This is a genomic window from Streptomyces sp. NPDC048018, assembly GCF_043202995.1.
Lineage (GTDB): Bacteria > Actinomycetota > Actinomycetes > Streptomycetales > Streptomycetaceae > Streptomyces.
In genome coordinates this window covers 984,699-1,009,075 of the sequence record NZ_JBIDBK010000001.1, presented here as the reverse complement: position 1 = coordinate 1,009,075, position 24,377 = coordinate 984,699, and the positions used below count along the sequence as shown (strand labels likewise).

The 24,377-nt window shown below is 72.4% G+C and carries 21 protein-coding genes, 1 tRNA gene and 2 pseudogenes; 14 read left to right on the top strand and 10 right to left on the bottom strand.

What is annotated here, in order from left to right:
* Positions 1-144: 144 nt before the first annotated feature.
* On the bottom strand, positions 145-1,842 hold the full coding sequence (locus ACGF1Z_RS04540) for a S8 family serine peptidase (RefSeq protein ID WP_393000318.1): 1,698 nt from the start codon (positions 1,840-1,842) through the stop codon (positions 145-147).
* A 533-nt stretch (positions 1,843-2,375) separates the two neighbouring features.
* Positions 2,376-3,224, bottom strand: a complete 849-nt coding sequence (locus ACGF1Z_RS04535; protein WP_392999789.1) for a GNAT family N-acetyltransferase — start codon at positions 3,222-3,224, stop codon at positions 2,376-2,378.
* Between the two features lie 1,104 nt (positions 3,225-4,328).
* On the opposite strand from ACGF1Z_RS04535, the gene ACGF1Z_RS04530 reads away from it, so the two are divergent.
* A complete protein-coding gene (locus tag ACGF1Z_RS04530) occupies positions 4,329-4,832 on the top strand; it encodes a nucleoside deaminase (RefSeq protein ID WP_392999787.1) in 504 nt (167 codons plus the stop codon).
* 127 nt (positions 4,833-4,959) lie between these two features.
* Here ACGF1Z_RS04530 and ACGF1Z_RS04525 read toward each other — a convergent pair whose 3' ends face one another.
* Both ACGF1Z_RS04525 and ACGF1Z_RS04520 read right to left on the bottom strand, forming a co-directional pair.
* Positions 4,960-6,096, bottom strand: a complete 1,137-nt coding sequence (locus ACGF1Z_RS04525; RefSeq protein WP_392999785.1) for a DMT family transporter — start codon at positions 6,094-6,096, stop codon at positions 4,960-4,962.
* Entirely contained in the window at positions 6,093-6,923 is an 831-nt protein-coding gene (locus tag ACGF1Z_RS04520) for a phosphatase PAP2 family protein (RefSeq protein WP_392999783.1), read from the bottom strand. The genes ACGF1Z_RS04525 and ACGF1Z_RS04520 overlap by 4 nt, the downstream gene beginning before the upstream one ends.
* 166 nt (positions 6,924-7,089) lie before the next feature.
* On the opposite strand from ACGF1Z_RS04520, the gene ACGF1Z_RS04515 reads away from it, so the two are divergent.
* A complete protein-coding gene (locus ACGF1Z_RS04515) occupies positions 7,090-7,725 on the top strand; it encodes a TetR/AcrR family transcriptional regulator C-terminal ligand-binding domain-containing protein (RefSeq protein ID WP_392999781.1) in 636 nt (211 codons plus the stop codon).
* 263 nt (positions 7,726-7,988) lie between these two features.
* On the opposite strand, the gene ACGF1Z_RS04510 is transcribed toward ACGF1Z_RS04515, so the two are convergent.
* On the bottom strand, positions 7,989-10,448 hold the full coding sequence (locus ACGF1Z_RS04510; protein ID WP_392999779.1) for an FtsX-like permease family protein: 2,460 nt from the start codon (positions 10,446-10,448) through the stop codon (positions 7,989-7,991).
* Positions 10,442-11,179, bottom strand: coding sequence for an ABC transporter ATP-binding protein (locus ACGF1Z_RS04505; protein ID WP_392999777.1), 738 nt, complete (start codon positions 11,177-11,179; stop codon positions 10,442-10,444). Before ACGF1Z_RS04505 ends, ACGF1Z_RS04510 begins: the two co-directional genes overlap by 7 nt.
* 199 nt (positions 11,180-11,378) lie before the next feature.
* Between ACGF1Z_RS04505 and ACGF1Z_RS04500 the strand changes: the two genes are divergently transcribed.
* From ACGF1Z_RS04500 to ACGF1Z_RS04490, 3 genes and pseudogenes are all read left to right on the top strand, one after another.
* On the top strand, positions 11,379-12,650 hold the full coding sequence (locus tag ACGF1Z_RS04500; protein WP_393000316.1) for a sensor histidine kinase: 1,272 nt from the start codon (positions 11,379-11,381) through the stop codon (positions 12,648-12,650).
* On the top strand, positions 12,614-13,282 hold the full coding sequence (locus ACGF1Z_RS04495; RefSeq protein ID WP_392999775.1) for a response regulator: 669 nt from the start codon (positions 12,614-12,616) through the stop codon (positions 13,280-13,282). The genes ACGF1Z_RS04500 and ACGF1Z_RS04495 overlap by 37 nt, the downstream gene beginning before the upstream one ends.
* 42 nt (positions 13,283-13,324) lie before the next feature.
* Positions 13,325-13,472, top strand: a pseudogene (locus ACGF1Z_RS04490) (VOC family protein); the annotation flags it as partial.
* Between the two features lie 126 nt (positions 13,473-13,598).
* Here the strand turns inward: ACGF1Z_RS04490 and ACGF1Z_RS04485 are convergent.
* Positions 13,599-13,754 carry a hypothetical protein gene (locus tag ACGF1Z_RS04485; RefSeq protein WP_392999773.1) on the bottom strand — a complete coding sequence of 52 codons (156 nt, stop codon included), beginning with the start codon at positions 13,752-13,754 and terminating at the stop codon, positions 13,599-13,601.
* 727 nt (positions 13,755-14,481) lie between these two features.
* On the opposite strand from ACGF1Z_RS04485, the gene ACGF1Z_RS04480 reads away from it, so the two are divergent.
* Positions 14,482-14,859, top strand: a complete 378-nt coding sequence (locus ACGF1Z_RS04480) for a DUF488 domain-containing protein (protein WP_392999771.1) — start codon at positions 14,482-14,484, stop codon at positions 14,857-14,859.
* Between the two features lie 171 nt (positions 14,860-15,030).
* On the top strand, positions 15,031-16,293 hold the full coding sequence (locus ACGF1Z_RS04475) for a cytochrome P450 (RefSeq protein WP_392999769.1): 1,263 nt from the start codon (positions 15,031-15,033) through the stop codon (positions 16,291-16,293).
* Here the strand turns inward: ACGF1Z_RS04475 and ACGF1Z_RS04470 are convergent.
* Entirely contained in the window at positions 16,283-16,798 is a 516-nt protein-coding gene (locus ACGF1Z_RS04470) for a DUF309 domain-containing protein (protein WP_392999767.1), read from the bottom strand. The genes ACGF1Z_RS04475 and ACGF1Z_RS04470 overlap by 11 nt on opposite strands.
* A 116-nt stretch (positions 16,799-16,914) precedes the next feature.
* Between ACGF1Z_RS04470 and ACGF1Z_RS04465 the strand changes: the two genes are divergently transcribed.
* Positions 16,915-16,988, top strand: a tRNA-Pro gene (locus ACGF1Z_RS04465).
* Between the two features lie 305 nt (positions 16,989-17,293).
* On the opposite strand, the pseudogene ACGF1Z_RS04460 reads toward ACGF1Z_RS04465, so the two are convergent.
* Positions 17,294-17,902: pseudogene (locus ACGF1Z_RS04460) on the bottom strand (response regulator).
* Positions 17,903-18,043: 141 nt separating this feature from the next.
* Between ACGF1Z_RS04460 and ACGF1Z_RS04455 the strand changes: the two are divergent.
* From ACGF1Z_RS04455 to ACGF1Z_RS04430, 6 genes are all read left to right on the top strand, one after another.
* Positions 18,044-18,403, top strand: coding sequence for a hypothetical protein (locus tag ACGF1Z_RS04455; protein ID WP_392999765.1), 360 nt, complete (start codon positions 18,044-18,046; stop codon positions 18,401-18,403).
* Positions 18,404-18,466: 63 nt separating this feature from the next.
* Positions 18,467-18,646, top strand: coding sequence for a hypothetical protein (locus tag ACGF1Z_RS04450; RefSeq protein WP_392999763.1), 180 nt, complete (start codon positions 18,467-18,469; stop codon positions 18,644-18,646).
* Between the two features lie 3 nt (positions 18,647-18,649).
* Positions 18,650-19,228, top strand: coding sequence for a hypothetical protein (locus ACGF1Z_RS04445; RefSeq protein WP_392999761.1), 579 nt, complete (start codon positions 18,650-18,652; stop codon positions 19,226-19,228).
* Positions 19,229-19,524: 296 nt separating this feature from the next.
* Positions 19,525-19,659, top strand: coding sequence for a hypothetical protein (locus ACGF1Z_RS04440; RefSeq protein ID WP_392999759.1), 135 nt, complete (start codon positions 19,525-19,527; stop codon positions 19,657-19,659).
* A complete protein-coding gene (locus ACGF1Z_RS04435) occupies positions 19,652-20,146 on the top strand; it encodes a hypothetical protein (RefSeq protein WP_392999757.1) in 495 nt (164 codons plus the stop codon). The genes ACGF1Z_RS04440 and ACGF1Z_RS04435 overlap by 8 nt, the downstream gene beginning before the upstream one ends.
* 250 nt (positions 20,147-20,396) lie before the next feature.
* Entirely contained in the window at positions 20,397-21,443 is a 1,047-nt protein-coding gene (locus ACGF1Z_RS04430) for a hypothetical protein (protein WP_392999755.1), read from the top strand.
* Positions 21,444-21,639: 196 nt separating this feature from the next.
* On the opposite strand, the gene ACGF1Z_RS04425 is transcribed toward ACGF1Z_RS04430, so the two are convergent.
* Entirely contained in the window at positions 21,640-24,234 is a 2,595-nt protein-coding gene (locus ACGF1Z_RS04425) for a SpoIIE family protein phosphatase (protein ID WP_392999753.1), read from the bottom strand.
* Positions 24,235-24,377: the final 143 nt, after the last annotated feature.

The window sequence follows — 24,377 nt, the reverse complement described above, 5'->3', positions numbered from 1 at the left end:
CACACGCCGGTGAACCGTGCGTGGCCGCGAGGTGGCCGGCACACGGAAGCGCCCGTGGTGTAGACCACGGGCGCTTCCCTGACCAGCGGCGATGCTGGTGTGGGGGGTGGTTCGAGTGCGATTCGAAAGTGAATCGGCAGTCGGTCAGAAGGTCAGGCTCCACGAGTCGATGTAGCCGGTGTCACCCGAGGCCACATCGCGGACCTGGAGCTTCCAGGTGCCGTTGGCGAGTTCGCTCGACGCGTCCACCGTGTAGGTGGTGAGGACGTTGTCGGCGCTGTCGGACGAGGAGGAGGCCTTCAGGTTGCGCACCGTGCCGTCGGGGGCGATCAGGTCGATGACCAGGTCCCCGCGCCAGGTGTGCTTGATGTCCACGCCGACCTTGAGGGTGGCGGGGGCGTTGCCGGCGAGGCCGGTGACGGGGATCGAGGAGCTCACGGTGGTGTTGTCCGCGATGGTCACGTCGGTCGCGTTCGTGAAGACGTTCCCGGTCGGCGGGGTCGTGCCGGTGACCGCGTCCACCGTCTTGGCGGCGTCCGCGATGCCGGTGCCGCAGCCGCCGGTGCAGGTGCCGGGCAGCGGGCGGGCGTTCGTCTTGATCGCGGACTCGATGTCGGCCGGGGTCAGGGTCGACTTGGCCGACTTCAGCAGCGCGGCGAGACCGGCGATGTGCGGGGCCGCCATCGAGGTGCCCTGGTAGGGCTTGTACGTCTCGGTCGACTGGACGGTGGTGCCGGAGTTCAGCGTGGAGTAGATGCCGTTCTCGGGCGTGGTGACGGTGCCGGGGGTGTCGGTCGAGCGACGGGTCTCGCCGCCGGGGGCCGCGACGTCGACGATGGTGCCGTAGTTGGAGTAGTACGACCGGTTGCCCTCGCGGCTGGTCGACGCCACGGTGATGACGTTCGAGCAGTTCGCGGGCGTGAAGCCGGACGCGTTGGCGTTGCTGTTGCCCGCGGCGACGACGACGGTGGTACCGCGCGAGACGGCGCCGTTGATCGCGTTCTGGTAGACGCTCGGGCAGGAGGCGCTGGCGCCGCCCAGGCTCAGGTTGATGACCTTGGCCGGGGTCGGGTTGGCCGGGACGCCCGGCACGGTGCCGCCGGAGGCCCAGGTGATCGCGTCGGCGATGTCGGCGGACGAGCCACCGCACTTGCCGAGCACGCGCACGGGCTGGATCTTCGCGTTGTACGCGATGCCCGCGATGCCCTTGGTGTTGTTCGTGACGGCGGCGATGGTGCCGGCCACGTGGGTGCCGTGCCAGGAGGAGTTCGACGCCTTGGAACCGGTGCCGCACTCGCCGTCGGTGGCGTTCCAGTCGCCCTCGTCCTTGGCGTCCGCGTCACGGCCGTTGCCGTCGCGGGCGTCGGCGGAGGTGGAGATGAAGTCGTAGCCGGAGACGACGTTGCCCGCCACGTCCGTGTGGGCGGCGTAGCCGGTGTCGATGACGGCGACGGTGACGCCGGAGCCGGTCGTCTTGTCCCAGGCGGTGGGAACGTTCATGCCGCCGGTGGGCTCGAAGAGGTCCCACTGCTTGGCGTAGTCGGTGTCGTTCGGGGTCACGGCCATCGCGTAGGCGCGGATGTCCGGCTCGACCGAGGCGACCTGCGGGTCGGCCTTGAAGGCGGCCATGACCTCGGCGACGTCCTGCCGGTCCGCGGAACCGCCCAGGTTCACCAGCGCGGCACCGCCGGCCAGGCGGCGCTCGAAGGAGAGCTTCTCGCCGGTCTTCACGGCCTTGTCGGCGGCGTCGCTCTTCGCGGCGGCGTTGGAGCCGGCCTCGGCGGACGAGGACTTGTAGGTGACGATGACCTTCTCGACCGGAGCGCTGGGAAGCGCGGTCATCGCCTGAGAAGCCGGGGCCGGCTTCGGGGAGGGCGCGGCCGGGACGGCGGCGAACGCCCCGGAGGTGGTGGCTGCGGCACCGAGGATCGCGGCGCTCGCGACCACCACGGATATGACTCTCCGCCTGGAACCGTTCAAGGTGGGCCCTTTCGACTACGACGTGGGTGGAGCAGTGGCGGCGGCGCGGGAACCGTCGGGGCGAAGTGGGGTCGCGATCCGTCGTTCCCTGGGCGTGGGGGCCCGTGCGCCGCCACCGGCGCGACGGCCCGGGTCAAGGCCGCCACCGGCGGACATCCCCATGAGTTCTCATGCACCTGACAGGAGGTGGCGGGGATCGATCTGCCGGTGCGGCAGACAGTAGGGAACGCCGAAGTGAACCGGATACGGGGAAAACCCTTGTCCCCCCTCGGGGGTGGGAGGGGGAGGGGGTGGGGAGGGGTGAGCCGGGGGCGGGGCAGGGGTGGGGAGGGACGGTCCCCGGCGGGCGCCGCCGGACCGCCGCCCGGCCGTCGGGGCGCGGGTAAGGGGGCTGATCAGCCCAGTTCGAGGGTCGTCACGCCGAAGACGCGCTGCTGCGCGACGGGGCGGACCGGTCCCGTGTACATGCGGGCCGTCTCGAAGGTGGGTTCCAGCCCGCGGGCCTCGGCGAGCCGCGCGGCTGCCGGGTTGGCCGAGGGCATGTCGACGGCGATCCGCCGCGCGCCGAAGGCGCGGGCCTCGGCGGCGAGGGCGTCGAGAAGGGCGGCCGCGTCGGCGGGCGTGTCGGCGAAGAGCGGGCCGATGCGGGCCTCGGACTCGGCAGGACGGACGACCCCGTAGCCGGTCGGGCGTCCGTCCGTGACGCGGACCAGGGCCCGGTGGCCCGGCGTGGTGAGCCAGGGGGTGAGGAAGCGGGGCCGGTCGGCCGGATGACAGGCGTTGTCGTAGGCGGCGAGGACGGCCGGATCCACGCGTTCCGCGGGCACCACCCCGGTCACGGGCCGGTCGGGAAGCGGGACTTCACCGACATAGCGGGCGGAACGATACGCGAGCGCGAAGCCCGAGCGGCGGTAGTTGTCCTGTTGGTCCGGCACCCCGTCGAGCCCGACCGTCCGGCCGCCGGCGTGGGCGAGCGCGGCCCGCCAGGTGGCGAGGCCGTGCCCATGGCCGCGGAGATCCGGGCGTACGAGATAGAACCCCAGGAAGGCGTAGGTGTCGCTGTAGTTGACGACCGAGATCGCGGAGACCGGCTCGCCGTCGATCCGCCCCAGGAAGAAGCCCTCGGGGTCCTGGGCGAAGAACGCCACCGCGTCGGCCGCCCCGGGGTTCCAGCCCTCCGCGGCGGCCCACTCGCGCACGAGCGCCCAGTCCGTGAGGGAGGCGGGGGAGACCTGGAGCGGCATGGGGATCCCTTCGTGGGAGACGTGGCGGGAGGTCCTGGCCGGGCGAGCATAGTGCGGCCGGCACACCCGTCTGTCGTCCTCCCGTCGCTTTCCGGCCGCCTTCACCCGGGAGGGGAAGTCGCTTTCCGGACGCGGGGCGGGGGCGCTGGGGGCGAGGGCGCTGGGGGGCGAGGGGCGCGGCCGCGGGGCGCGGGGGTGCCGAGGCAGGGGCCGGTGCCAAGGCGCGGGGCGCGGGCGTGTCGAGGCGGGGGCCGGTGCCAAGGGCTCCCCGGGAGTGGTGTTCGGGCGGGGGCGGGGCCGGGAGGTGTGCGGACGGAGCGGCCCCCGCACGGGGCGTGGCGGAAGGGGAGGCCGCGCATGGCCGGCCGCGGACGGGGCGGCCCCGCATGGCCGGCCGCGGACGGAGCGTCGCCGCATGGCCCGCTGCGGACGGGGCGGCGCACGACCCGGGAGGCGCTCGGCCCGGCTCCGTACGGCCGCCCGTGCTGCTCTGCGGGGTCCGAGCTGCGGTGATCGGCGAGGAACGCCTTCTCGGAGGCCAGGGGGAAGCTGATCGAATCCGCAGGCCAGAGCCCGCTCTTGTAGAAGTCTCCAAAGAGCGAGTTTCAGCCTGCGGGCGCTTTCATGTCTTCCGCTCCTAGCTCACCCCACCCGGTCGGAGGTGTACTCCTCGCACAGGTTGCAACGGGACGAAGCAAGCTGTGACAACGCGGAAACGGCGCCGGACGGAGGGAGGAGGGCATGGCTGAGACACCCTGCGTTCCCCCGGCCGGGAACGCCCTGCCGCGCAGCACCGCGGCGGCCCGCGCCGACGCCCTCCTGCCCCCTGCCCGTGCCCGCGTCCTCACGAAGACACCGGTCGCCGGGCTCGTCCCCGGCGCACCCGTGTTTTCCGCCCCGGCGTGCGTCGGCCACGCCGGCTCCCTCCTTCCTGCCCCCGGCCCCCGGCCGCGCGCGGCAACAGCGACACCGCCCATCTGACCCCCTCCACCCGGTCACTCCGGAACACGTCGTCGCGGGCCGACCCCGCGGATCCCCAGCCGGTGCCGCCGCCGGTACCTGCGCCGCCCCACCCCATCCCCACCCTCTCCAGAAGGAGTCACCGTGACTACGCACACCCAGGAAGTCAGCGTCGAGGAGTCCGAGCGCGCCTGGTTGGAAAGGGCGATCCAGCTGGCCACCGACAGTGTCGCGAACGGCGGCGGCCCCTTCGGTGCCCTGATCGCCAAGGACGGTGAGATCGTCGCGCTCGGCAACAACAAGGTGACCACGAACCTGGACCCGACGGCGCACGCCGAGGTCAGCGCCATCCGCGCGGCCTGCCAGGAGCTGAACACCTTCTCGCTCGAAGGCTGCGTCCTGGTCACCTCGTGCGAGCCGTGTCCGATGTGTCTGTCCTCGGCGCTCTGGGCGCGGGTCGACCGGGTCATCTTCGCCGCCGACCGTGACGACGCCGCGGTGGCCGGCTTCGACGACCGCCGCTTCTACGACCTGTTCGACAAGAAGGACTCGTCGCTGTGGCCGATGCCGGTCGAGCGCGTGGAGCTGTCGAACCGCACGGCGCCCTTCGACGCGTGGCTGGCCAAGTCGGACCGCATCGACTACTGACGCGGGGCGATCGGGTGGACCTGCGCGGAAGCCGCGGCCGGCACCGGCCGCGGCTTCCGCGTTGCGCGGGGCGGGGTGAGGCCCCGCATGACGTGAGGGCGGGCGCGGCCCGCCGGGTCGACGCGGATCAGCGGGCCGGCTCCGGCAGCGGGTCCGGGACGCCCAGCCCGTCCGGGAAGCTCAGGCCGGCGTACGGCACGCCCGCCCCGTCTCGTACGGGTACGGGTTCCGGGACGGCCGGCGACGCTCCCACCGCGAGGGGCGGGGAGTCCGGTACGGGGGACGGGGAGCCGGTCGCGGGGGCCGGAATCTCCGTCACCACGATGTCGGTCACCGCGACCTGAGCGGCCCCGTCCACGGAGCCCGCCTCCGCCGGGCCCGCCTCGCCGGCGGCCGCCTCCGTCCCCAGCCCGGTGGTCAGCAGCACCACCCCGCGCGCCGCGACCAGCGAGGCCCCCGCGGCGACCGCCCAGCCCCAGGCTCCGGCCCGGAAGGTCTCGCCGAGGAGGGCCACGCCGATGACGGCGGCGGCGGCCGGGTTCGAGAGGTTGACCACCGCGAGCGGCGCGGCGAGGCCGCCCCGGTAGGCGGCCTGGGAGAGCAGCAGGCCGCCCACCGCGAAGGCGGCGATGAGGACGGCCAGCACGGCCGTCTGCCACCAGCCCGAGGGCCCGCCGGGCAGATCGCGGGCGAGCGCGGCGGTCAGGGTCTGGGTCAGCGCCGAGCCCACCCCGGAGGCCATGCCGGAGGCGGTCGCGTGACCGAGGCCCCGACCTCGCGCCGCGGTCCCCGTCCGGGCCCGCGACCGGTGTGCGAGCAGCCCGATGAGGAGCAGCGTCACGGCCGTCACGACGAGGGCCTCGCGCAGGTTCAGGGCCTCGTCGGGCTCGACCGGGCCGGTCACCGCGACGAGTCCGACGAGGCCCGCCAGGGTCCACAGCGCCCCGCGCCACTCGGCCCGGGTGACCCGCCGCCGTGCCCCGTAGGCGCCGATCGGCAGGGCCGCGACCAGGGTCAGCGCGCCGAGCGGCTGGACGAGGGTGAGCGGCCCGTAGTGCAGGGCGGCGACGTGGGCGAGTGCGCCGGCGGCGTTGAGGCCCACCGCCCACCACCACTGCGGGCGGCCGAGCAGACGGCGCAGGGCGCCGCGCCCGCCGGTGGAGGTGGACGCGAGCCGCGACTGGGCGACCGCGGCGAGGGCGTACCCGGCGGCGGAGAGGAGGGAGAGGAGGACCGCGACGACGGTCCCGGCGGCGGCGCTCATCGCAGGGCTCCGGCGGTCGCGGCGGCGGTGGCCGGGGTGAGCGGCGCGAGCGGCCTGGAGGGATCGGGGTCGCCGTCGTGCCGGCGGTGCTGCGGCGCCGGTACGACGAGGAGGGCGAGCGCGAGGAGGACGGCGGCGGCCAGCGCGTCGAACCAGTAGTGGTTGGCGGTGCCGACGATGACCAGCAGCGTGAGCAGCGGGTGCAGCAGCCACAGCAGGCGCCAGCGGGACCGGGTCGCCATGATCAGGCCGATGGCGAGCATCAGCGCCCAGCCGAAGTGCAGCGAGGGCATCGCCGCGAACTGGTTCGCCATCGAGTCCGTCTCGGGCGTCCTGCCGTACACGGAAGGGCCGTAGACCCGGGCCGTGTCGATCAGGCCGGAGGCGGCCAGCATCCGGGGCGGCGCGAGCGGCATCAGCAGGTGCAGCGCGAGCGCGACGGCGGTGAGCAGGGTGAGGACCCGGCGCGACCAGACGTAGTGCGCGGGGCGGCGCCAGTAGAGCCAGGCGAGGAAGGCGATCGTGGCCGGGAAGTGCACGGCGGCGTAGTACGTGTTCGCGGCGCGTATCAGGCCGTCGCCGTGCAGCAGCAGCGCCTGGATCGCGCCCTCGCCGGGCAGGTGCACGGCACGCTCGGCGTCCCACACGCGACCGGCGTTGCGGAAGGCGCGGGTCTCGTGACCGTTGGCGAAGAGCCGGCCGAACTTGTAGACGAGGAAGAGCGCGGTGACCAGCAGCAGCTCGCGGAGGAGCGGCGGTCTGGGGGTAGCCGTCGCCCCCGGTCCTGCAGGACGAGTGCTTCGTATCCCGCGTATCCCGGCAGCCATGGCGCGGCCCCTTTTTCCGTCAATTCGGACAGCAAACGGATGAACTGTAGATGCCTATTCATCGAGACGCAAGCGTCTCGATACGTTTGCGTCTCGATTGGGCGCCCCCTACTCTCGTATGTGCAGACACAGGTCCGGTGGGGTACGGGCTGTCCGGGAGGAAACGATGTCCACGCAGGCCGCTACCGCCGCCGCCCGGCGCAGCAAGCTGACCCCCGAACGGGAGGCCGAGCTCTTCGAGGCGGTCATCTGCCTGCTGCGCGAGGGCGGCTACGACTCCGTCACCATGGAGGGCGTCGCCGCCCGCACCAAGTGCGGCAAGGCGACCCTCTACCGCCAGTGGGGCACCAAGCCCCGGCTGGTCACCGCCGCCCTCGACCGGAGCCGCTGCGCCGTCTTCACCGGCATCGACACCGGCTCCCTCGTCGGCGACCTGCGCGAGGCCGCCCGCATGGCCGCCTCCCACCGCGAGCGGGACGCCGAGCTCATGGAAGCGGTCAGCCAGGCCTACATCCAGCACCCGGACCTGCGCGCCGCGCTGCGCGAGACCGTCATCGAACCGGAGGTCGCCGCACTGGACGCGATGCTGGCGCGCGCCGTCGAGCGCGGCGAGATCGCGGCCGACAACCCGGCGATCGGCTTCGTCGCCCCCTGCTTCATGGGCATGCTGCGCATCGAGCGCCTCTTCGAGGAGCGCTTCGCCGACGCCTCGGCCATGCGGACCTTCGTGGACGCGGTGCTGCTCCCGGCCCTGCGCGCGGAACCGAGGGCGCCCGAGCCGCCGGAGCCGCCGGAGGCGTGAGACGGAGCAGCAGGCCGGGGAGGCGGGCGACGCGGGGGCGCTCCCGGGCCACGCATCGACCTGTTCCGCGGCGACGAGCTCGCTGTCCTCGACGACTTGACGGTCCCCGAGCCGTCGCCCTCGTCCAGGCGCTCGCCGCCGCCGGCGACGCCGCCGACACCGCCGACTCCGAGATCAAGCCGGTACTGGTGGGCGACGAAGAGTCCTCCGGCCTGTGATCCACGAGGTCTGCATCCGGGCAGGCCGGCGCCGGGGGCGGAAGGTCACTCCCTTGCGCCCGCCAGCTCCACCGCCCTGCGGCGCAGGGAGAGGCCGGCCGGAGCGACCGCCGAGATCACCGCGAGCACCGCGCAGGCACCCAGGGTCGCCGCGAGCGTCCCCCACGGCATCTCGATGGACGTCCACACCGAGAGCACGCCCAGCGCGCTCCACATGCCCACCAGGTTGAGCCCGGCGACCAGCGCTCCCAGCAGTCCGCCGACCATGACCACCGTCAGCGCCTCGGCGCCCACCAGCCGCAGCACCTGCCACCTGGTGGCGCCGGCCAGCCGCAGCACGGCCAGCTCGCGGACCCGGTCGGAGGTCGCCATGACCATCGCGTTGGCCAGCGAGATGCCGGTGTAGAGAAGAGCGATCCCGAGGACCAGGAAGAACCCCATCCAGGTCGTCCTGTTGGTCTCGGGATACGTCGCCCGCACCCAGGCTTCCCTGTTCAGCACCTCCCCGCCCGACGCCCGCACCGCCTGACGCAGACCGGCAGCCACCGTGCCCGCGTCGGCACCGTGCGCCAGGCGTACATCGACCCGGTCGACGGGCGCCGCGGGGGCGTTGCGCGGGGTGACGTAGACGCCGTTGTTGCCGGTGCCGATGGTCATGACCGCGGCGATCTCCAGGGACTTCCTCGTGCCGTCACCGAGCCACACGTCCACCCGCTCGCCCACGGTGTGCTTCTCCCACTCCTCGTTGACGATGATCGAATCGTCGTCCAGATCGCCCACCTTCCCCGCGGCGAGCGGGAGGCGGGTCGTTGCCGCGAGTCCATCCGGCTCGGCGGCCCTGGAATCGGACCTGATGAGCGCCACACCGTCCTCCAGGACGTACACGGCGCTCGACGAGCTCGCCGAGACCTTGGCACCGGACACGGCTCGAAGTCGCCGCAGCGTCGCCTCGTCGAATCCGGCGTCGCCCGCCGGAGTGACCACGAAGTCGGCGGCCGTCCGCTCGCGCACCTCGGTGGCCTTCGCCTCGTCGAGGGTGGCGGTGGCGCCGAGCAGCGAGCCCGCCAGCGCCACCGTGACCAGCACGGGCGCCGCGACGGAGGCGGTGCGGCGCACCCCGGCGGCGGCGTTCTCCCGCACCAGCATCCCGCCGGCGCCCGGCAGCTGGGCCGGCAGCCAGGCGATCAGCCGGGCCAGAGGCCGCACCAGCACCGGCGCGAGCAGCGCGACCGCGGTGATCAGCAGCATCGGCCGGCTCACATAGGTCTTGCGCTGCAGCAGGTCGCCCGGGTTCGTCACCAGGGCCAGGGCCAGCGTCACCGCGGCGGTGATCAGCAGGGCCCCGCCGAACAGCCGGCGGCCCCAGGTCATCGGCCGGGTGTCGACGGACGCCTCGCGCAGTGCCTCGGTGGGACCGGTGCGCCCGGCCCGCCAAGACGCGGCCAGCACCCCGCACAGGGCCACGAACAGGCCCGTCCAGAACGCCATGTGGTAGGGCCAGGTGTAGTCCCCGATGGTGAACCAGCGGGGCGCAAGGCGCTCGTCGACCGCCCACTCGGCAAGCTTCGGAGCCCCGTAGGAACCGAGCACACAGCCGGCGGCCGAGGCGAGCACACCGACCGCGAGCGCCTCGTGGACGACCATGCGGCGGATCTGTCCCGGAGTCGCCCCGGCGGTGCGCAGCAGCCCGAACTCGCGGCGCCGCTGGGCCACCGCGAACGCGAAGGTCGAGGCCACCACGAACACCGACACGAACCCGGTGACGCCGCCGGCCGTGCCGAACATGGCGTTCATCGCGGTGAGGGCCTCGCTGTCCCGGTCGGGGTCGGCGTCGGCGTACCGGCGCGCGTTGCCGGTGAGGACCTGGACGCCTTCGCTGCCGCGTACCGCCTCGCGCACGGCCGCCGCATCGGCGTCGACCACGAGCTGGAGGCTGCGCGGCGACAGTTCGGCGGCGCGGGTGTCGGTGTAGAACACGGCGTTCTCGAAGCCGAGCCCGGCCACGGTGCCGACGACGCGCACGGTGCCGCCGTCGGTCCGCACCCCGGTGCCCGGACGGGCCACCCAGTCACCGCTGACGACGACCTCGTCCGCGGCCTTGGGCGCGCGTCCCGCAACGAGGTGGTAGGGCGCGAAGGCCGCCGTGGACCAGGGGTGGCCCACCAGATCGGCGGGCCCGCCCTCGGCCCGCACGGCGAACGACCGGTCCTCGACGACGGTCCCGAGGCCCCGCAGCTTCGCGACCGCGTCAGGGGGCACCGCACGCGGCTGCGCGAGCTTCTGGGTGCGGTCGCCGATCGAGGTGGGCACCTCAAGGGTGTCCCGGCCCTTGACGACGACCGGCGCGGCGGCGAACCGCTCCGGCCCCCGGTCGGGAGCGTCCAGCGAGGATGCCAGGGCCAGCCCCATCACGGCGATCAGCGCCACGCCCAGGGAGAGGGCGACGAAACTGCCGACGAAGGTGACCCAGCGGGTGCGCAGGGTACGCAACGATGTGCTCAGCACGGCGCCGCCTCGAGCGTGGTCATGCGCGCCGCGATGTCCTCGGCGGAGGCGCCGATCAACTCACCGTTGACCCGGCCGTCGACGAGGAGGACGACGCGGTCGGCGTAGGAGGCCGCGACGGGGTCGTGGCTGACCATGATGATCGTCTGGCCGTCCCGGTCGACCATGCCGCGCAGCAGGGTCAGCACCTCACGGCTGGTCTGCGAGTCGAGCGCGCCGGTCGGCTCGTCGCCGAACAGCACTTCGGGGCGGGTGATCAGGGCGCGGGCCAGGGCAACCCGCTGTTGCTGGCCGCCGGACATCTCCGTCGGGCGGTGCTGCGCACGGTCGCCGAGTCCGACCTGTTCGAGCACCTCGCGCACCTGAGCCTTCTTCGGGCGGCGGCCGGCCAGCCGCAGCGGCAGGGCCACGTTCTGCTCGGCGGTCAGCGACGGCAGCAGGTTGAAGGCCTGGAACACGAAGCCGATGCGCTCGCGGCGCAGCAGGGTCAGCTTGGTCTCGCTCAGGCCGGTCAGCTCGGTGTCGCCCACGGTGACCGAGCCCGACGTGGGCCGGTCCAGGCCCGCGGCGCACTGCAGCAGGGTCGACTTGCCGGACCCGGACGGGCCCATCACGGCGGTGAAGGTCCCCCTCGGGAAGGCGAGCGATACCTCGTCGAGGGCGGTGACGGACGTACCGCCCGAGTCGTACCGCCGGGTCACAGTGCGCAATCGGACCGCGTCGTTGCTCATAGGTTGCCCCACCAGTACCTGCTCCTTGGCTCGTTGACTCCTCCACGAAACCGCGGAAGCCCCGCGTGACGCAGTACGGCCCGAACGAGACTTGGGGTAGTGCCAGCCCTACCCCCGACAGGGACCCTGGACCGATGGCACCGGGCCGGTGTCGCCGCTTACGGTCATGCACATGCACCCTCGGAATGTGTGGCAGGCCATGTCCCGGCCGGGCTTCCTGCTGTCGGCCTGGCCCTGGCGCGCCGCCGCGTATCTGCTCACCGGCGCGGCGACCGGCATCGCCGCCTTGGTGGGGATCGTGACGGTGGCAGCGGTCTGCGGTGCGCTCGCCATCGTCTTGGTGGGGCTGCCCCTGCTCGTCGTGGTCGCCCTCAGCGGGATCCCCGTGGCCTGGGTGGAGCGGCGCAGGCTGCGCCTCGTCGACCGCAACCCTGTGTCCGGTCGGCACCAGGTGCCGACCGCACCCGGACTGTGGGCCTGGCTGACCACCCGGCTACGCGAACAGGGGACATGGCGGGAGCTCGGGTACACGCTGCTGTTCGCCGGGCTGCTGTGGCCGGTCGACGCCCTGGCGATCACGGTCGCCCTGCTCTTGCCGCTGTCCATGGTCGCCACCCCGCTGCTGATGGCCACGGTCGGCGACGGCCACGAGGCGAAGGTGCTCAAGGAGTGGACGGTCGCCACCTGGCCGACCGCTTTCGGCGTCGCCGTACTGGGCCTGCTCCTGATGGGCCTGGGCGCATACGTGCTCGGCGCCACGGCGGGCGCCCGCGCAGAGCTGGCCCGGCTGCTGATCGCCTCCCGCGAGGGCGAGCTCGCCGCCAAGGTGGTCGAACTGGCCCGCTCCCGGGCCCGGTTGGTGAATGCCTTCGAGGCCGAGCGGCGCCGTATCGAGCGCGATCTGCACGACGGCGCCCAACAGCGCCTTGTAGCCCTGACGATGGCCCTCGGGCTGGCCCGCCTCGATGCCCCACCCGGCCCGCTCGCCGACCAGCTCACCAGAGCCCACGAGGAGGCGGTCAAGGCGCTCGCGGAACTGCGCGAGCTCATTCAGGGCATCTACCCCAAGGCCCTCACGGACTACGGCCTTCACGCCGCGGTCGCCGACGCCGCCGACCGCTGCGTGGTCCCCGTCGACGTCGACCTGGAGCTGCCAGGCCGACCAACCGAGGCGGTCGAGTCCGCGGCGTACTTCGTGGTCTGCGAGGCACTGGCCAACGTCGCCAAGCACAGTGGGGCCGACCGCGCGCAGGTGAGCGGCGGTCATCGCGACGGACGTCTGTTCCTCGAAGTGCGCGACGACGGCTGCGGCGGCGCGGACCCTTCGGCGGGCAGCGGCCTCACCGGTCTCGCGGACCGGGTATCGGTCCTCGATGGCAGACTTGCCCTGACCAGTCCGCCGGGTGGACCGACTCTGTTGCGTGTGGAGTTTCCTTGCGAGTTGACCGAGGCGGCCGACCGCTCCGCGTAGTCTTGGCCGAAGACAGCGTGCTGCTGCGGGAAGGGCTCATCGGCCTGCTCAGCCGCTGCGGCCACGAGGTGGTGTCGGCCGTCGGGGACGCGCAGGCACTGATCGCCGCTGTCGAGGAGCATGCCCCCGACATCGTGGTGACGGACGTACGCATGCCACCCGGCCTCCAGGACGAAGGGCTGCACGCGGCAGTGCGGCTGCGCGAGAAGCGCCCCACACTCCCGGTCCTGGTCCTCAGCCAGTACGTGCAGCGGACGTACGCCGCCGAACTCCTGGACTCCGGCGACGGAACAGGCGTCGGCTATCTCCTCAAGGACCGAGTCGGCCAGGTCGAGGAATTTGTGGAAGCGCTGCGCAAGGTCGCGGACGGCGGGACGGTGGTCGACCCCGAGGTTGTACGCCAGTTGCTGCGCCGCCGCCGCGATCCGCTGGAGCAGCTCACCCCGCGCGAACGCGAGGTGCTGGCACTGATCGCCGAAGGCAGATCCAACGGCGCGATCGCCAAGGAGCTGGTGGTTTCCGAAGCGGCGATCGGCAAGCACATCGGCAACATCCTCACCAAGCTGGACCTGCCTCCGACGGACAAGACCCACCGCAGGGTCCTGGCCGTCCTCACTTACCTGCGGGCCTGATCCACCGAGCGCACCGGGTCGCCATGCCTGGCTGACATCGGCCGCAACCAGGATGCCGAGCGGGAACGACTGCTCGCTCTCGGCACGAGGCCCGACGGTGTCGGCCAGACCGGCACCGAATTCGGCATGTCCTGGCAGACCCCGAGGCGGCGACGGGTTCTCCCTCCTGCGCACCCGGTTCAAGCCCCTGTGGCAATGGTTTCCTTCGTGCAAGGCCCGTCAAGAAGCCGAACCGCTGGCCTGTGCTGGGGACTCGCGCCGGACGCGGCACGGTCCAGCCCGGTCACTGGGCGCACAACCAGACTTCGGCGCTGGATCAGCGTGCACGGAGGCCGGCCACGCAACCAGCGATGTAGTCGTTCGCTTCCGCGCCCTCGAGACCTTCGGTCTGAGCGGGGAAACGGCACAGGCCCTCCGCCTTGAATCGGCCGGCGTCCGGCCAGCCGCCTTCCTCGTACAGCGCGACGCCCATTTCCCGGCCGTTCCGGTACGCGGGCGTCTCCTCCGGCGGAGTGCCGGCGGAGCAGGCCACCGTGCCCACCGCCACTGCGGCAACGACCCCGGCACACGCCAAGAAGCCAGCGCTGCTTCTGCCCGGCCTCTTTCGCCGCACGATATGCCCCCACCCATCGGTTCCGAGTTTTAGCAGGTCAACCTACACGTTGCGCATCCCGCACCCGCGACGAACCTGCCCGCTTCCTGGGGTCAGCAGAAGACTGGGCTACGCCGACCCTCCGGGTTCCCCGATTCTGCGATCTTGAACATCGTGCCTGGTCAGGCCCGCTGGGCAAGCCCTCTCGCCACGACGACACCTCTTTCTCCGCGATAGCCGGAGGAAGAGGCCTGCTTCTTCTCAGGGCCTGGCCGTCCTTCACCACCACGGTCCAGCTCAGCTCAGCCCAGGTCAGCTCGGACCGGCCCCCACGGTCCGGTCCGTCGCTCGGCCCGATCACCGGTTGGCGCCGGACGAGCCCGGGGCCCGCGGTCTGGGTACGCGGGGGGCCCGGGGCCCGACGGCGGCCAGGGGCGGGAGACGGCGGCCGGATGCCTGGACGGGCGGGGCATGCCCATGGGGCCCGGCGGCCGCGCGGGGCCGGGCGTGGCCACGCGGCGGCCCGGGGCCGGGACGCGCGTGGACGCCCAGCGGGGAGCGGCGGCCCCGAGATGTGGAGCCCGGACGCTTCCGGCACCCTGAAGCCATGCCTCAGACCTCACGTCCCCAGGTCCGCACCCGACGCGTCTACGAGCCACCCGAGCCCGACGACGGCCTGCGCGTCCTGGTCGACCGGCTGTGGCCGCGCGGCATCTCCAAGGCCGACGCGCACATCGACGTATGGCCCAAGGACCTGACGCCCTCCACCGAGCTGCGCCGCTGGTACCACGGCGACGAGGGGGAGTTCGAGGAGTTCCGGCGCCGGTACGGGAAGGAGCTCGACGAGCCCGCCGCCGCCGAGGCCCTGGCCGACCTGCGCGCCCGCGCCTCCGACGGCCCCGTCACCCTCCTCACGGCCGCCAAGGACCCCTCCCGCAGCCACACCGCCGTCCTGACGGAGGTGCTGGAGGCGAAAGCCGCGTAAGCGCGCCCGCCGAGCCTCCGGGCGCCCCTTTCGCGCCACCTCGGCGCCGGCCCCTGTTCACCCGGCCCGAGCCGCCGCCACCATGTCCGCATCGGACCGCACCGCATCGCCCCGTGCCACCCGCCGGGGCACCGCCCCGCACCGCCCCCGGCAACCGTGAGGAGACGCCGCGTGGACCCGGCCCAGCGGAAACATCACGCCCAGCTCGACGAGCTCCAGCGCGACCCGTACGCCCTCTACGCCCGGGCGCGCGGCACCGCCGGGCTGACCTTCGTCCCCGTCCTCGACGCCTGGCTGGTCTCGCGGGACGCCGACATCCGCGAAGTGCTGCTCAGACCGCAGGACTTCTCCTCCGCGCAGGCCCTGCGCCCCGACGTCCTGCCCGCGCCCGCGGCCCTCGCCGTCCTCGAAGCCGGCTTCGCTCCCCGGCCCACCGTCGTGTCCACCGACGGCGCCGCGCACCGCCGCCACCGGGCGCCCCTCAACAGCGGCCTGTCCGCCGGCCGGGTCGCCGCGCTCGCCCCGTACGTCACCGAGCAGGCGGAGGCGCTCGCCGAGGCCTTCGCGGCCACCGTCGCGGAACGGGGCCGGGCGGACCTGATGCCCCACTACGCCCGCCGCCTCCCCGGCACGGTGATCGGCCGGCTGCTGGGCCTGGACCCGGCGGACGTACCCACCGCCGTCCACGGCTCGTACAGCGCCGAACGGCTCCTGTTCCGGCCCCTCCCCGAGGAGGAGCAGGTCGCCGCCGCCGAGGACGTGCTCGCCCTCCAGCGCCTCCTCGACCGCTACGCCCGCGACCGCCGGGCCAGGCCCCGTGACGACCTGGCCGGCACCCTCGTCGGAGCACTCGCCCCCGACGCGGGACTCGGCCCGGGGCCGCGCGAGCTCACCGACGACCAGCGGTGCGAACTGGTCTCCAACCTGCAGAACCTGCTCATCGCCGGGCACCTCACCACCACCGCCCTCATCGGCACGACGGTGCTCCACCTGATGCGCCACCGCGAGCAGTGGGAGCTGCTCTGCGAGCGGCCGGAGCTCATCCCGGCCGCCGTCGAGGAGGCCGCCCGCTACGACACCGCCGTCCAGGGCTTCCGCCGCACCACCACCCGCCCGGTCACCCTCGCCGGCACCGAGCTGCCCGCCGGCGCCACCGTCTTCGTCGCGTACGGCTCCGCCAACCGCGATCCGGCCCGGCACCCCGAGCCGGACCGCTTCGACATCACCCGGCCCCGGCCGCACTCCCGCCATCTGGCCTTCGGCCACGGCCCGCACGGCTGCCCCGGCTCGCAGCTGGCCCGCATCCAACTTCACGCCACCCTGGCGGCGTTCACCCGCCTCCTGCCCGGACTGCGCCTCGCGGGCACGGCTCACGTCCGGATGCGCCCGACCCTCATCCACCGCTCGCCCGAGGCGCTCCTGCTCACCGGCTGACCCGCAGGCGCGGCGCCTCCGCCGAGGCGTCGACATCCCCACCGCCCGCCGTGACCCGTGCGGCCAGCCCCCGCGCCCAGGCCGCGAGCCCGGTCACGTCGATCCCGTAGGTCACGGCACCGCCCCGCGCGTACTCCTCGACCCGCCCGGCCCCGCGCAGCAGCAGCCGGGCCCCGCCCGTGGCGTTGCCCCGCGCCGCGTGCGTCAGCCCCACGGCGAGCTGGGCCAGGCCCTGCCACAGATCCCGCTCGTCCGCCGGCCCCGACTTCCAGGCGTCCTCGAACACCTCGTGGGCGTGGAACGGCATCCCGGCGTCCAGCAGGCGCTGCGCCTCCCGCACCGTCGAGTCCGGCGTCCGCACCACTCCCTCGGGCTGCCGGGCCACCCCTTCCGCCCCGTACGGCAGGGGCCTGCCCAGCCCGTCCCGAGGCCGCGCACTCCGCGCCCGTCCCTCCGGATCGCGGTCCCGCCGCGGCTCCCGATCCCGTTCCCGTTCCGTCTCCACCACCCCATTGTCGACCCGGCCACCCGGTCACACCCCGTGTGCTGATCCACCCCGTGAAGTGAGGTAATGTTCTCTTGCACGCCGCCGCCGGGGACAAACCGGAAGCGACGCGGCATCGGGACGTGGCGCAGCTTGGTAGCGCACTTGACTGGGGGTCAAGGGGTCGCAGGTTCAAATCCTGTCGTCCCGACTCAAAAGAGTCGCAGGTCAGGGGCCGTTTCAGAGCGATCTGAAACGGCCCCTTGATCGTTTTTGGGGACCAGTTGGGAACCAGGGCGGTCAGCGGGGGTCAGACGGCGACAACTGCCGTGACAGGCAGCGAACGAGGTGCACGGAGCACCATGAGGTGCGCGGAGAAGGCTGCACCGGCTGCGGTCTGTATATGGATCAGCGCATGGTGACATGGGACCGGTGCGCGCACCGGACCGCCGCCGGTCTGCAGGAAGAGGCCGGACCGGCGAGTCCTGAGGGAGGTGTCGGCGTGGCACGCCGGCGCTACGGCTCGATCAGGCCGGTCCTGATGGCGTAGCGAGTGAGCTCGTCCCGGTCGCGCATGCCGAGCATCTGCAGCAGGTTGGCCCGGTGTCGGTCGACGGTCTCGACGCTGATGATCAGCAGCTCGGCGATCTCCTCGGAGGAGCGGCCCTCGGCGACGAGCTTGAGGATTTCCTCCTCGCGCTCGGTGATGAGCTTGCGTGGCAGCTCCTCCCCGCGGCAGACGCGGTCCAGGTAGTGGCGGATCAGCGCTGTCTCCGTGCCCGGGGTGGGGGAAGGGATCGTCGCGCATCGCCCCTCGGCAGGCGTCCACGAGGTCCTTGTCGGCCATCGGCTTCAGTACGTAGCCGCAGGCGCCGATCTTCAGGGCTTCGAAGAAGTACTGCTCGGAGTCCTGCACGGTCAGGAAGAGGACTTTCAGGTCCGGGCGCTCCTTCGTCAGGGCGTGGGCGGCCTGAAGGCCCGTCATGCGTGGCCTGGTGATGTCGAGGACAGCGAGAGCGGCGTCCACGCTCCGGGCCGTTCGATCGCGTGGGCGCCGTCGTCCGCCTTGCCCGCCATGGTCAGGTCCGGCTCCGAGTCGAGGACGAGGCGCACTCCGCGTCGCACGAGGGCGTGGTCGTCGCTTGCGAAGTCGGCCGGACGTCAAGAACGCGTACTTATGATCGACGACCCGAGGTGGGCCCAAGGTCATGCGGACTAGCGTGACCGGCGGGGCAGCATTGGCGATCGGACACGGGGGTGCCGGTGATGTCGTTCGACGAGGAGTGGGCAGCGGAGAAGGCTGCGGTGTCCATGAGGCTGAACCAGGCCGACAGCACGGGAGGCTCCACCCCGGCGAAGGGGACCGGGGACTACGAGGTCGAGGATGACGACCTCGGCGACATCGGGCACGCCGCCCATGGCCTGTTCAGCGGCCGCGAGCCGGGTGGCAAGCACGCCGACGCGGTGAGCGAGACGGCCGTCACCAGCCTGAAGGGCGACGGCTTCGACGCCGGTGCGAGGCCGAGTCCTTCCGTCAGGAGGACCCGGAGCTGCGGGCCTGGGTCAAGCAGTCGGCTTCGGTGCTCGGCCACCTCGACGGTGTGTGCGGGGACGTCATCTATCTGAACGCCCACGTGAACACGGACAACGCCAAGGTCGACGCCGAGACGTGCGAAAACATGATCAAGCATGACGACTACGGCCAAAAAGGAGATGTGCGGCATGCTGCACGGGATAGCGACCTCTCGCGGGCTCACCAAGGAGGAGCTGGATGCGAGCCCCGGCGAGTTCGAGGACCACCTCCAGGCGATCACCGAGCAGTGGTACGGGAACGGCATGGGAGACGCGGACAAGGCGATGGGACAGTGATCGATGGACAAGGAGTGGCTGCCGCTGACCGTCGTGCTCGGCGTCGCCGGGGTGGCCGTCGTGACGGCGAGCCTCTGGCCTGACGAGGAGAAGCCTCCGCTGCCCCAGACCTTGTGTTACGGAGCGCTCAGCCGGCAGACGGCAGAATTGATCGACGACGGCAAGGGGGGCGAGGTCAGCACGGAGGAGTGGGAGAGCCCGGGCAAGGGCGACACCGCGGTGTTCAAGGCGTGCCAGGTGCTGCGGGCCAACCCTGACAACGACTACCCCCGAGGCATCTTCCAACTGATCCTTGCGGACGAACGGTACGACTCCGGCCCGAGGAAGAACTCCGTCCCTCTCGGGCCCGGCCTCAAGGGCTGGGTGCGCCCCGACGAGGCCGAGGCCACCCTGCCCACCGGCTGCGCCGCCCGCATGGGCTCGACCGCCCCGTACACCACGGTGACGCTGACCAGGCCGTCGAAGAAGGAGGAAGAGGAAGAGAAGAAAACCGTCGACCGGGACACGGCGATCCGGAACAACGCGACCGTGGTGCGCGAAGCCGCAGTCAACCTCGCCGAGAAGTACGGCTGCGAGGCGTAGGGCCGGCCTCGGCGGGCGTCGTCCACTGCATCCGCTCAGCGGCGCGACGATGGTCGGCCCGGCGATGAGTGTTCGCCGGGGGACCGCATGCGGCGGTCGCGCCAGGCGGTGTTGAGGTGGGCGGACGAGTAGGGGCCAGCTGGTGTCTTCTTGCGGGTGCGCGGCGGCTCCGCATGGTCTGCGCGGCCGCGAGGGGTGCTCGCGCATGGCCGTGGAACGGCGACCTGTGAACGCGGCCTCCCTGCCCTCAATGGTCGGCCGTGAGAACCAGTCTGATTTCGCGGTAGAGGAGCGCTGTGGCTGACGTGATCGTCGCACGGGAGCGGCTGTTTCGGGTCATGTCCGGGCAGGCATGGGAGGTTTCGAAGGACATGCGAAGTGCGGGAGTGTGGGTGGCGTTCATCGGCGTTGTGCAGGCAGCCGGTGAGTGAGGAGCCGGTCTTCGTCAGGAGCAAGTGGGGGACCGGCCGGTACGTCTACAACCACCGCAACCCGGTCGGACTCGCACTCATCGTCCTGGCGCCGCTCATCGCGCTCGGCGTGATGTTCGGCATGCAGGCCGAGTCGACGTGGAGTGAGAGCGAACTCCGCGATGCCGTCCGCAAGGGTGTCGCGGACCTGGAAGGCAAGCAGCACTACACGAGTCTGGAGAGCGACCGTGGCTTCCTGATCGCGGAGGCGATCCAGGAGAGCGGCATCGGGCCGAGATACGGCGTCTACACGCACAAGGACGAGGGCGGCGGGTACACCGTCAGCACCGCGGACACGGAATCGGAGTACTGCGTCCGCATCACCCTTACGCTGGACAAGCAGCCTCCCGTCGTCTTTCCGGGAGCCGAGGACCAACCGCCACCCGCCCCGGGCATGTTCGCCTTCTATCGCTCCGTTGCGACGTTCAGCGAGGGCTCTTGCCACTGACCGGAGGATCTTCCCTCCAGCCGCTGCGCATCGCTCCGGACGGGTGACCGCTGACAGGTGGGGCGCCTTGTGCCGCATACGGCCGGCCTGCCGGAAGCCCCGTGCGCCCTCCACCGGTTCACGCCTGGCGGTCCGCCGGATTGCCTGGAACGTAAGCTGCACTCGTCCGATGAGCACGTGAGCGGGGGAGAGTCTGCGGGGCATGGCGACAGGCATACGGGAGTGGTGGCGGCGTTGCAGGCGGGCGGTCGTGATCGTAGCGGCGGTGCTCGCCCTCGCCGCGGGCGCCGGTTGGTCGGCCAAGCCGCTGTGGCAGCCCTGGTGGTACGCGGCGACGCTGTGCGGTGGCAACCTGTCGGGCGCCGACCTCGCCGAACTGCTGCCGAACGAGAGGTTGCAGGCAGCTGAGGACACGTTCGACTCCGGGCACGAGCTGCTCAGGTGCGGGGTGAACGAGAACGACGGTCGGCACTTCGTCCTCAAGATCGAGGCGCAGCCCGACGGGGGTGAGCGGCTGGGGCCGCTGGACATGGAGTTCACCATTCCGAGAGACCCGGACTACGCGTTCCCCAGCTCCGTCCCCGGCTTCTACGGCAGCTTCGGCCCGGTGATCATCCAGGAGTGCCCCAAGCTCGGCCACGACTCCGAGGGCCGCAAGCGGCGCCTCGTCACCAACGTGTACGCCAACGGCGTGGAGGGTGCCCCCTCGGTCCAGTCCCTGCGCACAGCCGTGCGCATCGCCAACGGCGCCGCTGCCGAACTCGGCTGTGGTGCTGCCGTGTTGCCGCTCCCGGACCACGTCGAACACGTCCGGAAGCTCTCCCTGAACCAGACGGCGGGCACGATGTGCGGCTGGCTGGTCCGGGGCGCGCTGCCCAGGAGCCCGTCCGGCAAGGCGTGGCAGGTGGCCGCACCGACGGACGAGCGGGCCCCGATCACCAGTTGCTCGCTGATCGACTCCGGGACGGGCGAGGCTGCCGTGAACCTGACGGGCTGGTACGGCGATTGGACCGACAAGCCCTTCGAGCGACTGCTCTCGGCCAACATACGCATCCCCGAAGGGCACAGCCCCCACGACGCGCTGCTGGGTGGGCACTTCGGCCGCGCCAAGGCCCGGTGCGCCGGAGAAGCCGCCAACTACCTCGCCAACAGCTATGCCCCGAACAGCTCCCGACCGGTGCTGCCGATGGGCGAGGTACGTCGCCTCCTCAACATGTTCGTGGCGGACCAGGCCGAGCGCCGTGGCTGCACCGGCCTGGAGCTCCCCGGACCCACCGTCCACCCGGACCTGCGCTGACGCCCACGCTGTCGGCATCCGTCGATGCCCTGGTCAGGCGGTTCAACGGGGCGAGTTCGAGGCGGCACGGCTGTCCGCAACAGCGCATCCGCGGTGCGCGAAGCCGCAGTCGACCTCGCCGAGAAGCACGGCTGCGAGGCGTAGGGCCGGCGTCAGTGGGGGCAGTGTCGCCCACGCCCGCCGTGCCGTGCGCGGATCAGCCCACGGGACCGGCCGCGTCGTCGGGCGGCAGGTTCTGTTCCGCCCAGATCACCTTGCCTTCCGGGGTGTAGCGCGTGCCCCAGTGCTCGCTGACCTGCGCCACCAGGAACAGTCCGCGGCCGCCCTCGTCCATGGTGGCGGCGTACCGCAGGTGCGGGGCGGTGCTGCTGCCGTCCCACACCTCGCAGGTCAGGGTGCGGTCGCGCAGCAGCCGGACGCGGACGGGCGCGGCGCCGTACCGGATGGCGTTGGTGATGAGCTCGCTGAGGATCAGCTCCGTGCTGAAGGCCAGCTCCTCCAGACCCCACTCGTCGAGCTGTCCGGCCGCCAGGCTGCGCAGGGTGCCGACCTCGCTCGGGTCGAACGGCACGTCCCACTCGGCGACCCGGTCGGGGCCCAGGGTCCGGGTCCGGGCGATGAGCAGCGCGATGTCGTCGGACGGGCGGCTGGGGAGCAGCGCGTCGAGCACGGCGCGGCGGCTGGCGTGCGGATCCCGGTCGGGATGGCTCAGGGCCGCCCGCAGCCGCTCCACGCCCACCGAGATGTCCCGGCTCCGTTCCTCGACCAGTCCGTCGGTGTACAGGACCAGCTGACTGCCCTCCGCCAGGTTCAGCTCCGTGCACTCGAACGGCATGCCTCCCAGGCCCAGCGGAGGGCCGGCCGGCAGCTCCGAGATCGTCGTCGTGCCGTCCGGGTCGACCACGAGCGGTGGCATGTGCCCGGCCCGCGCCATGGTGCAGTTCCGGGAGACCGGGTCGTAGACGGCGTACAGGCAGGTCGCGCCCAGGACCCCGCCGTTCGGGGCGGCGGCGTCGCCCTCCTGGTCCATGCGCTGGACGAGGTTGTCGAGACGGGCGAGGAGTTCGTCGGGCGGCAGGTCGAGCGAGGAGAAGTTGTGCACCGCCGTGCGCAGCCGCCCCATGGTGGCGGCGGCGTGCAGTCCGTGCCCGACGACGTCCCCGACGACCAGCCCCACGCGGCTGCCGGGCAGCGGAATCACGTCGAACCAGTCCCCGCCCACTCCGGACTGGGCGGGCTGGTAGAAGTGCGCGACGTCCACCGCGCTCTGCTCGGGCAGGTCCTGCGGCAGCAGGCTGCGCTGGAGCGTCACGGCGAGATTGTGTTCCCGGGTGTAGCGGCGGGCGTTGTCCATGGTGACCGCGGCGCGGCCGACGAGTTCCTCGGCCAGGGACACGTCGTCCTCGTCGAACGGCTCGGGCTTCCGCGACCGCCAGAAGTTGACCACCCCCAGCACCACGCCCCTGGCCTTCAGCGGTGCCGCGATGAGCGAGTGGATCCCGTACTCCACGATCGCCGACGTCCGCGGCGGGTCCTGGGCGTGCCAGCCCGCCGCGTCCTTCAGGTCGGGCACCAGCTCGGCCGCGCCCGTGCCGTATCCGCGGGCCTGCGGAGTCGAGGGCAGGAAGTCGATCAGACTGCCGAGCGGGTACAGCGGGTGATCGGAACGGATGCCGCTGACCGCCGTGCGCCGCATGTCGGCGCCCGGACCGGGCTCGTCGCCGGTCAGCACCGGGTCGGCCAGGTCGACCGTGACGAAGTCCGCGAACCGGGGCACGGCCACGTCGGCCAGCTCCTCGGCCGTGCGCACCACGTCGAGGGTGGTGCCGATGTCGCCGCCGGCGTCGTAGAGCAGCTTGAGCCGCCTGCGGGCCGTCTCGGCCCGGCTGCTCAGGAGCTGCATCTCGGTGGAGTCGCGGATGGTGACCGCGGAGCCCTTCGGGCCGCCCGGGGGGTTGGTGGGCCGCTGGTTGACCACCAGCAGCCGGTCCCCGGCCTGCAGTACCTCGTCGGTGGCGACCCGGCCGGACAGCAGCAGTTCCGCCATCCGGCGATCCAGGCCGACCTCGTCGACGCGGTGCCCCTCGGCGTCGTCGGGCAGGCCGAGGAGCCGTCCGGCCTCGTCGTTCGCCAGGAGCAGCCGCCCCTCGTCGTCGGTGATCAGTACCCCTTCGCGTACGGCATGGAGCACCGCGTCATGGTGCTCGTACATGCGGGTCATCTCCTGCGTGCCGAGCCCGTGGGTCTGGCGGCGCAGTCGTCGGCTGATCAGCGCCGTGCCGGCGGTGGCCAGCGCGAGGCCGCCGGCGATGGCCAGCAGGATGACCGGGAGCTGGCTGTCCGCGATGCCGGTGACGCTCTCCACCGTCAGACCCGCGGACACGAGGGCGACGACCTTTCCCTCGGGCGAGGTGACCGGGACGATCGCCTGGACCTCCTTGCCCAGCGGCCCCTCCACGCTCTCGGTGTGCACCTGACCGGCCAGCGAGGGGCCGATCGTGCCGACGAAGCGTTTGCCGATGCGGTCCGGCTGCGGGTGGCTGTAGCGGATGCCGTGGGTGTCCATGACCACGACGAAGTCCACCCCCGCGGCCTTGCGCGTCTCCTCGGCGGCGGGCTGCACGACCGCGGACGGGTCCGGCGACTTGAGCGCCTCCTGGAGGCCCAGGGACTTCGCGAAGGTCTGCGCCACGGAGACCGACCGGTCACGCGCCTCACGGTCGACGTCGTGCCGCGACTGCAGCAGCAGGGCCAGCAGGGCCCCGGCCGCGAGCAGCACCACGATCGCCACCTGAAGGACGAAGACCTGTCCGGCGACGCTTCCGAATCTTCTGCCTAGTTTCGACCGCACCCGGACGCCGGGCACGAGAGACGCGACGGGCTCACAATCCAGTTGTAGCACTTCCCCGCAGCCGGGGCCCCGGCCTGCACGGT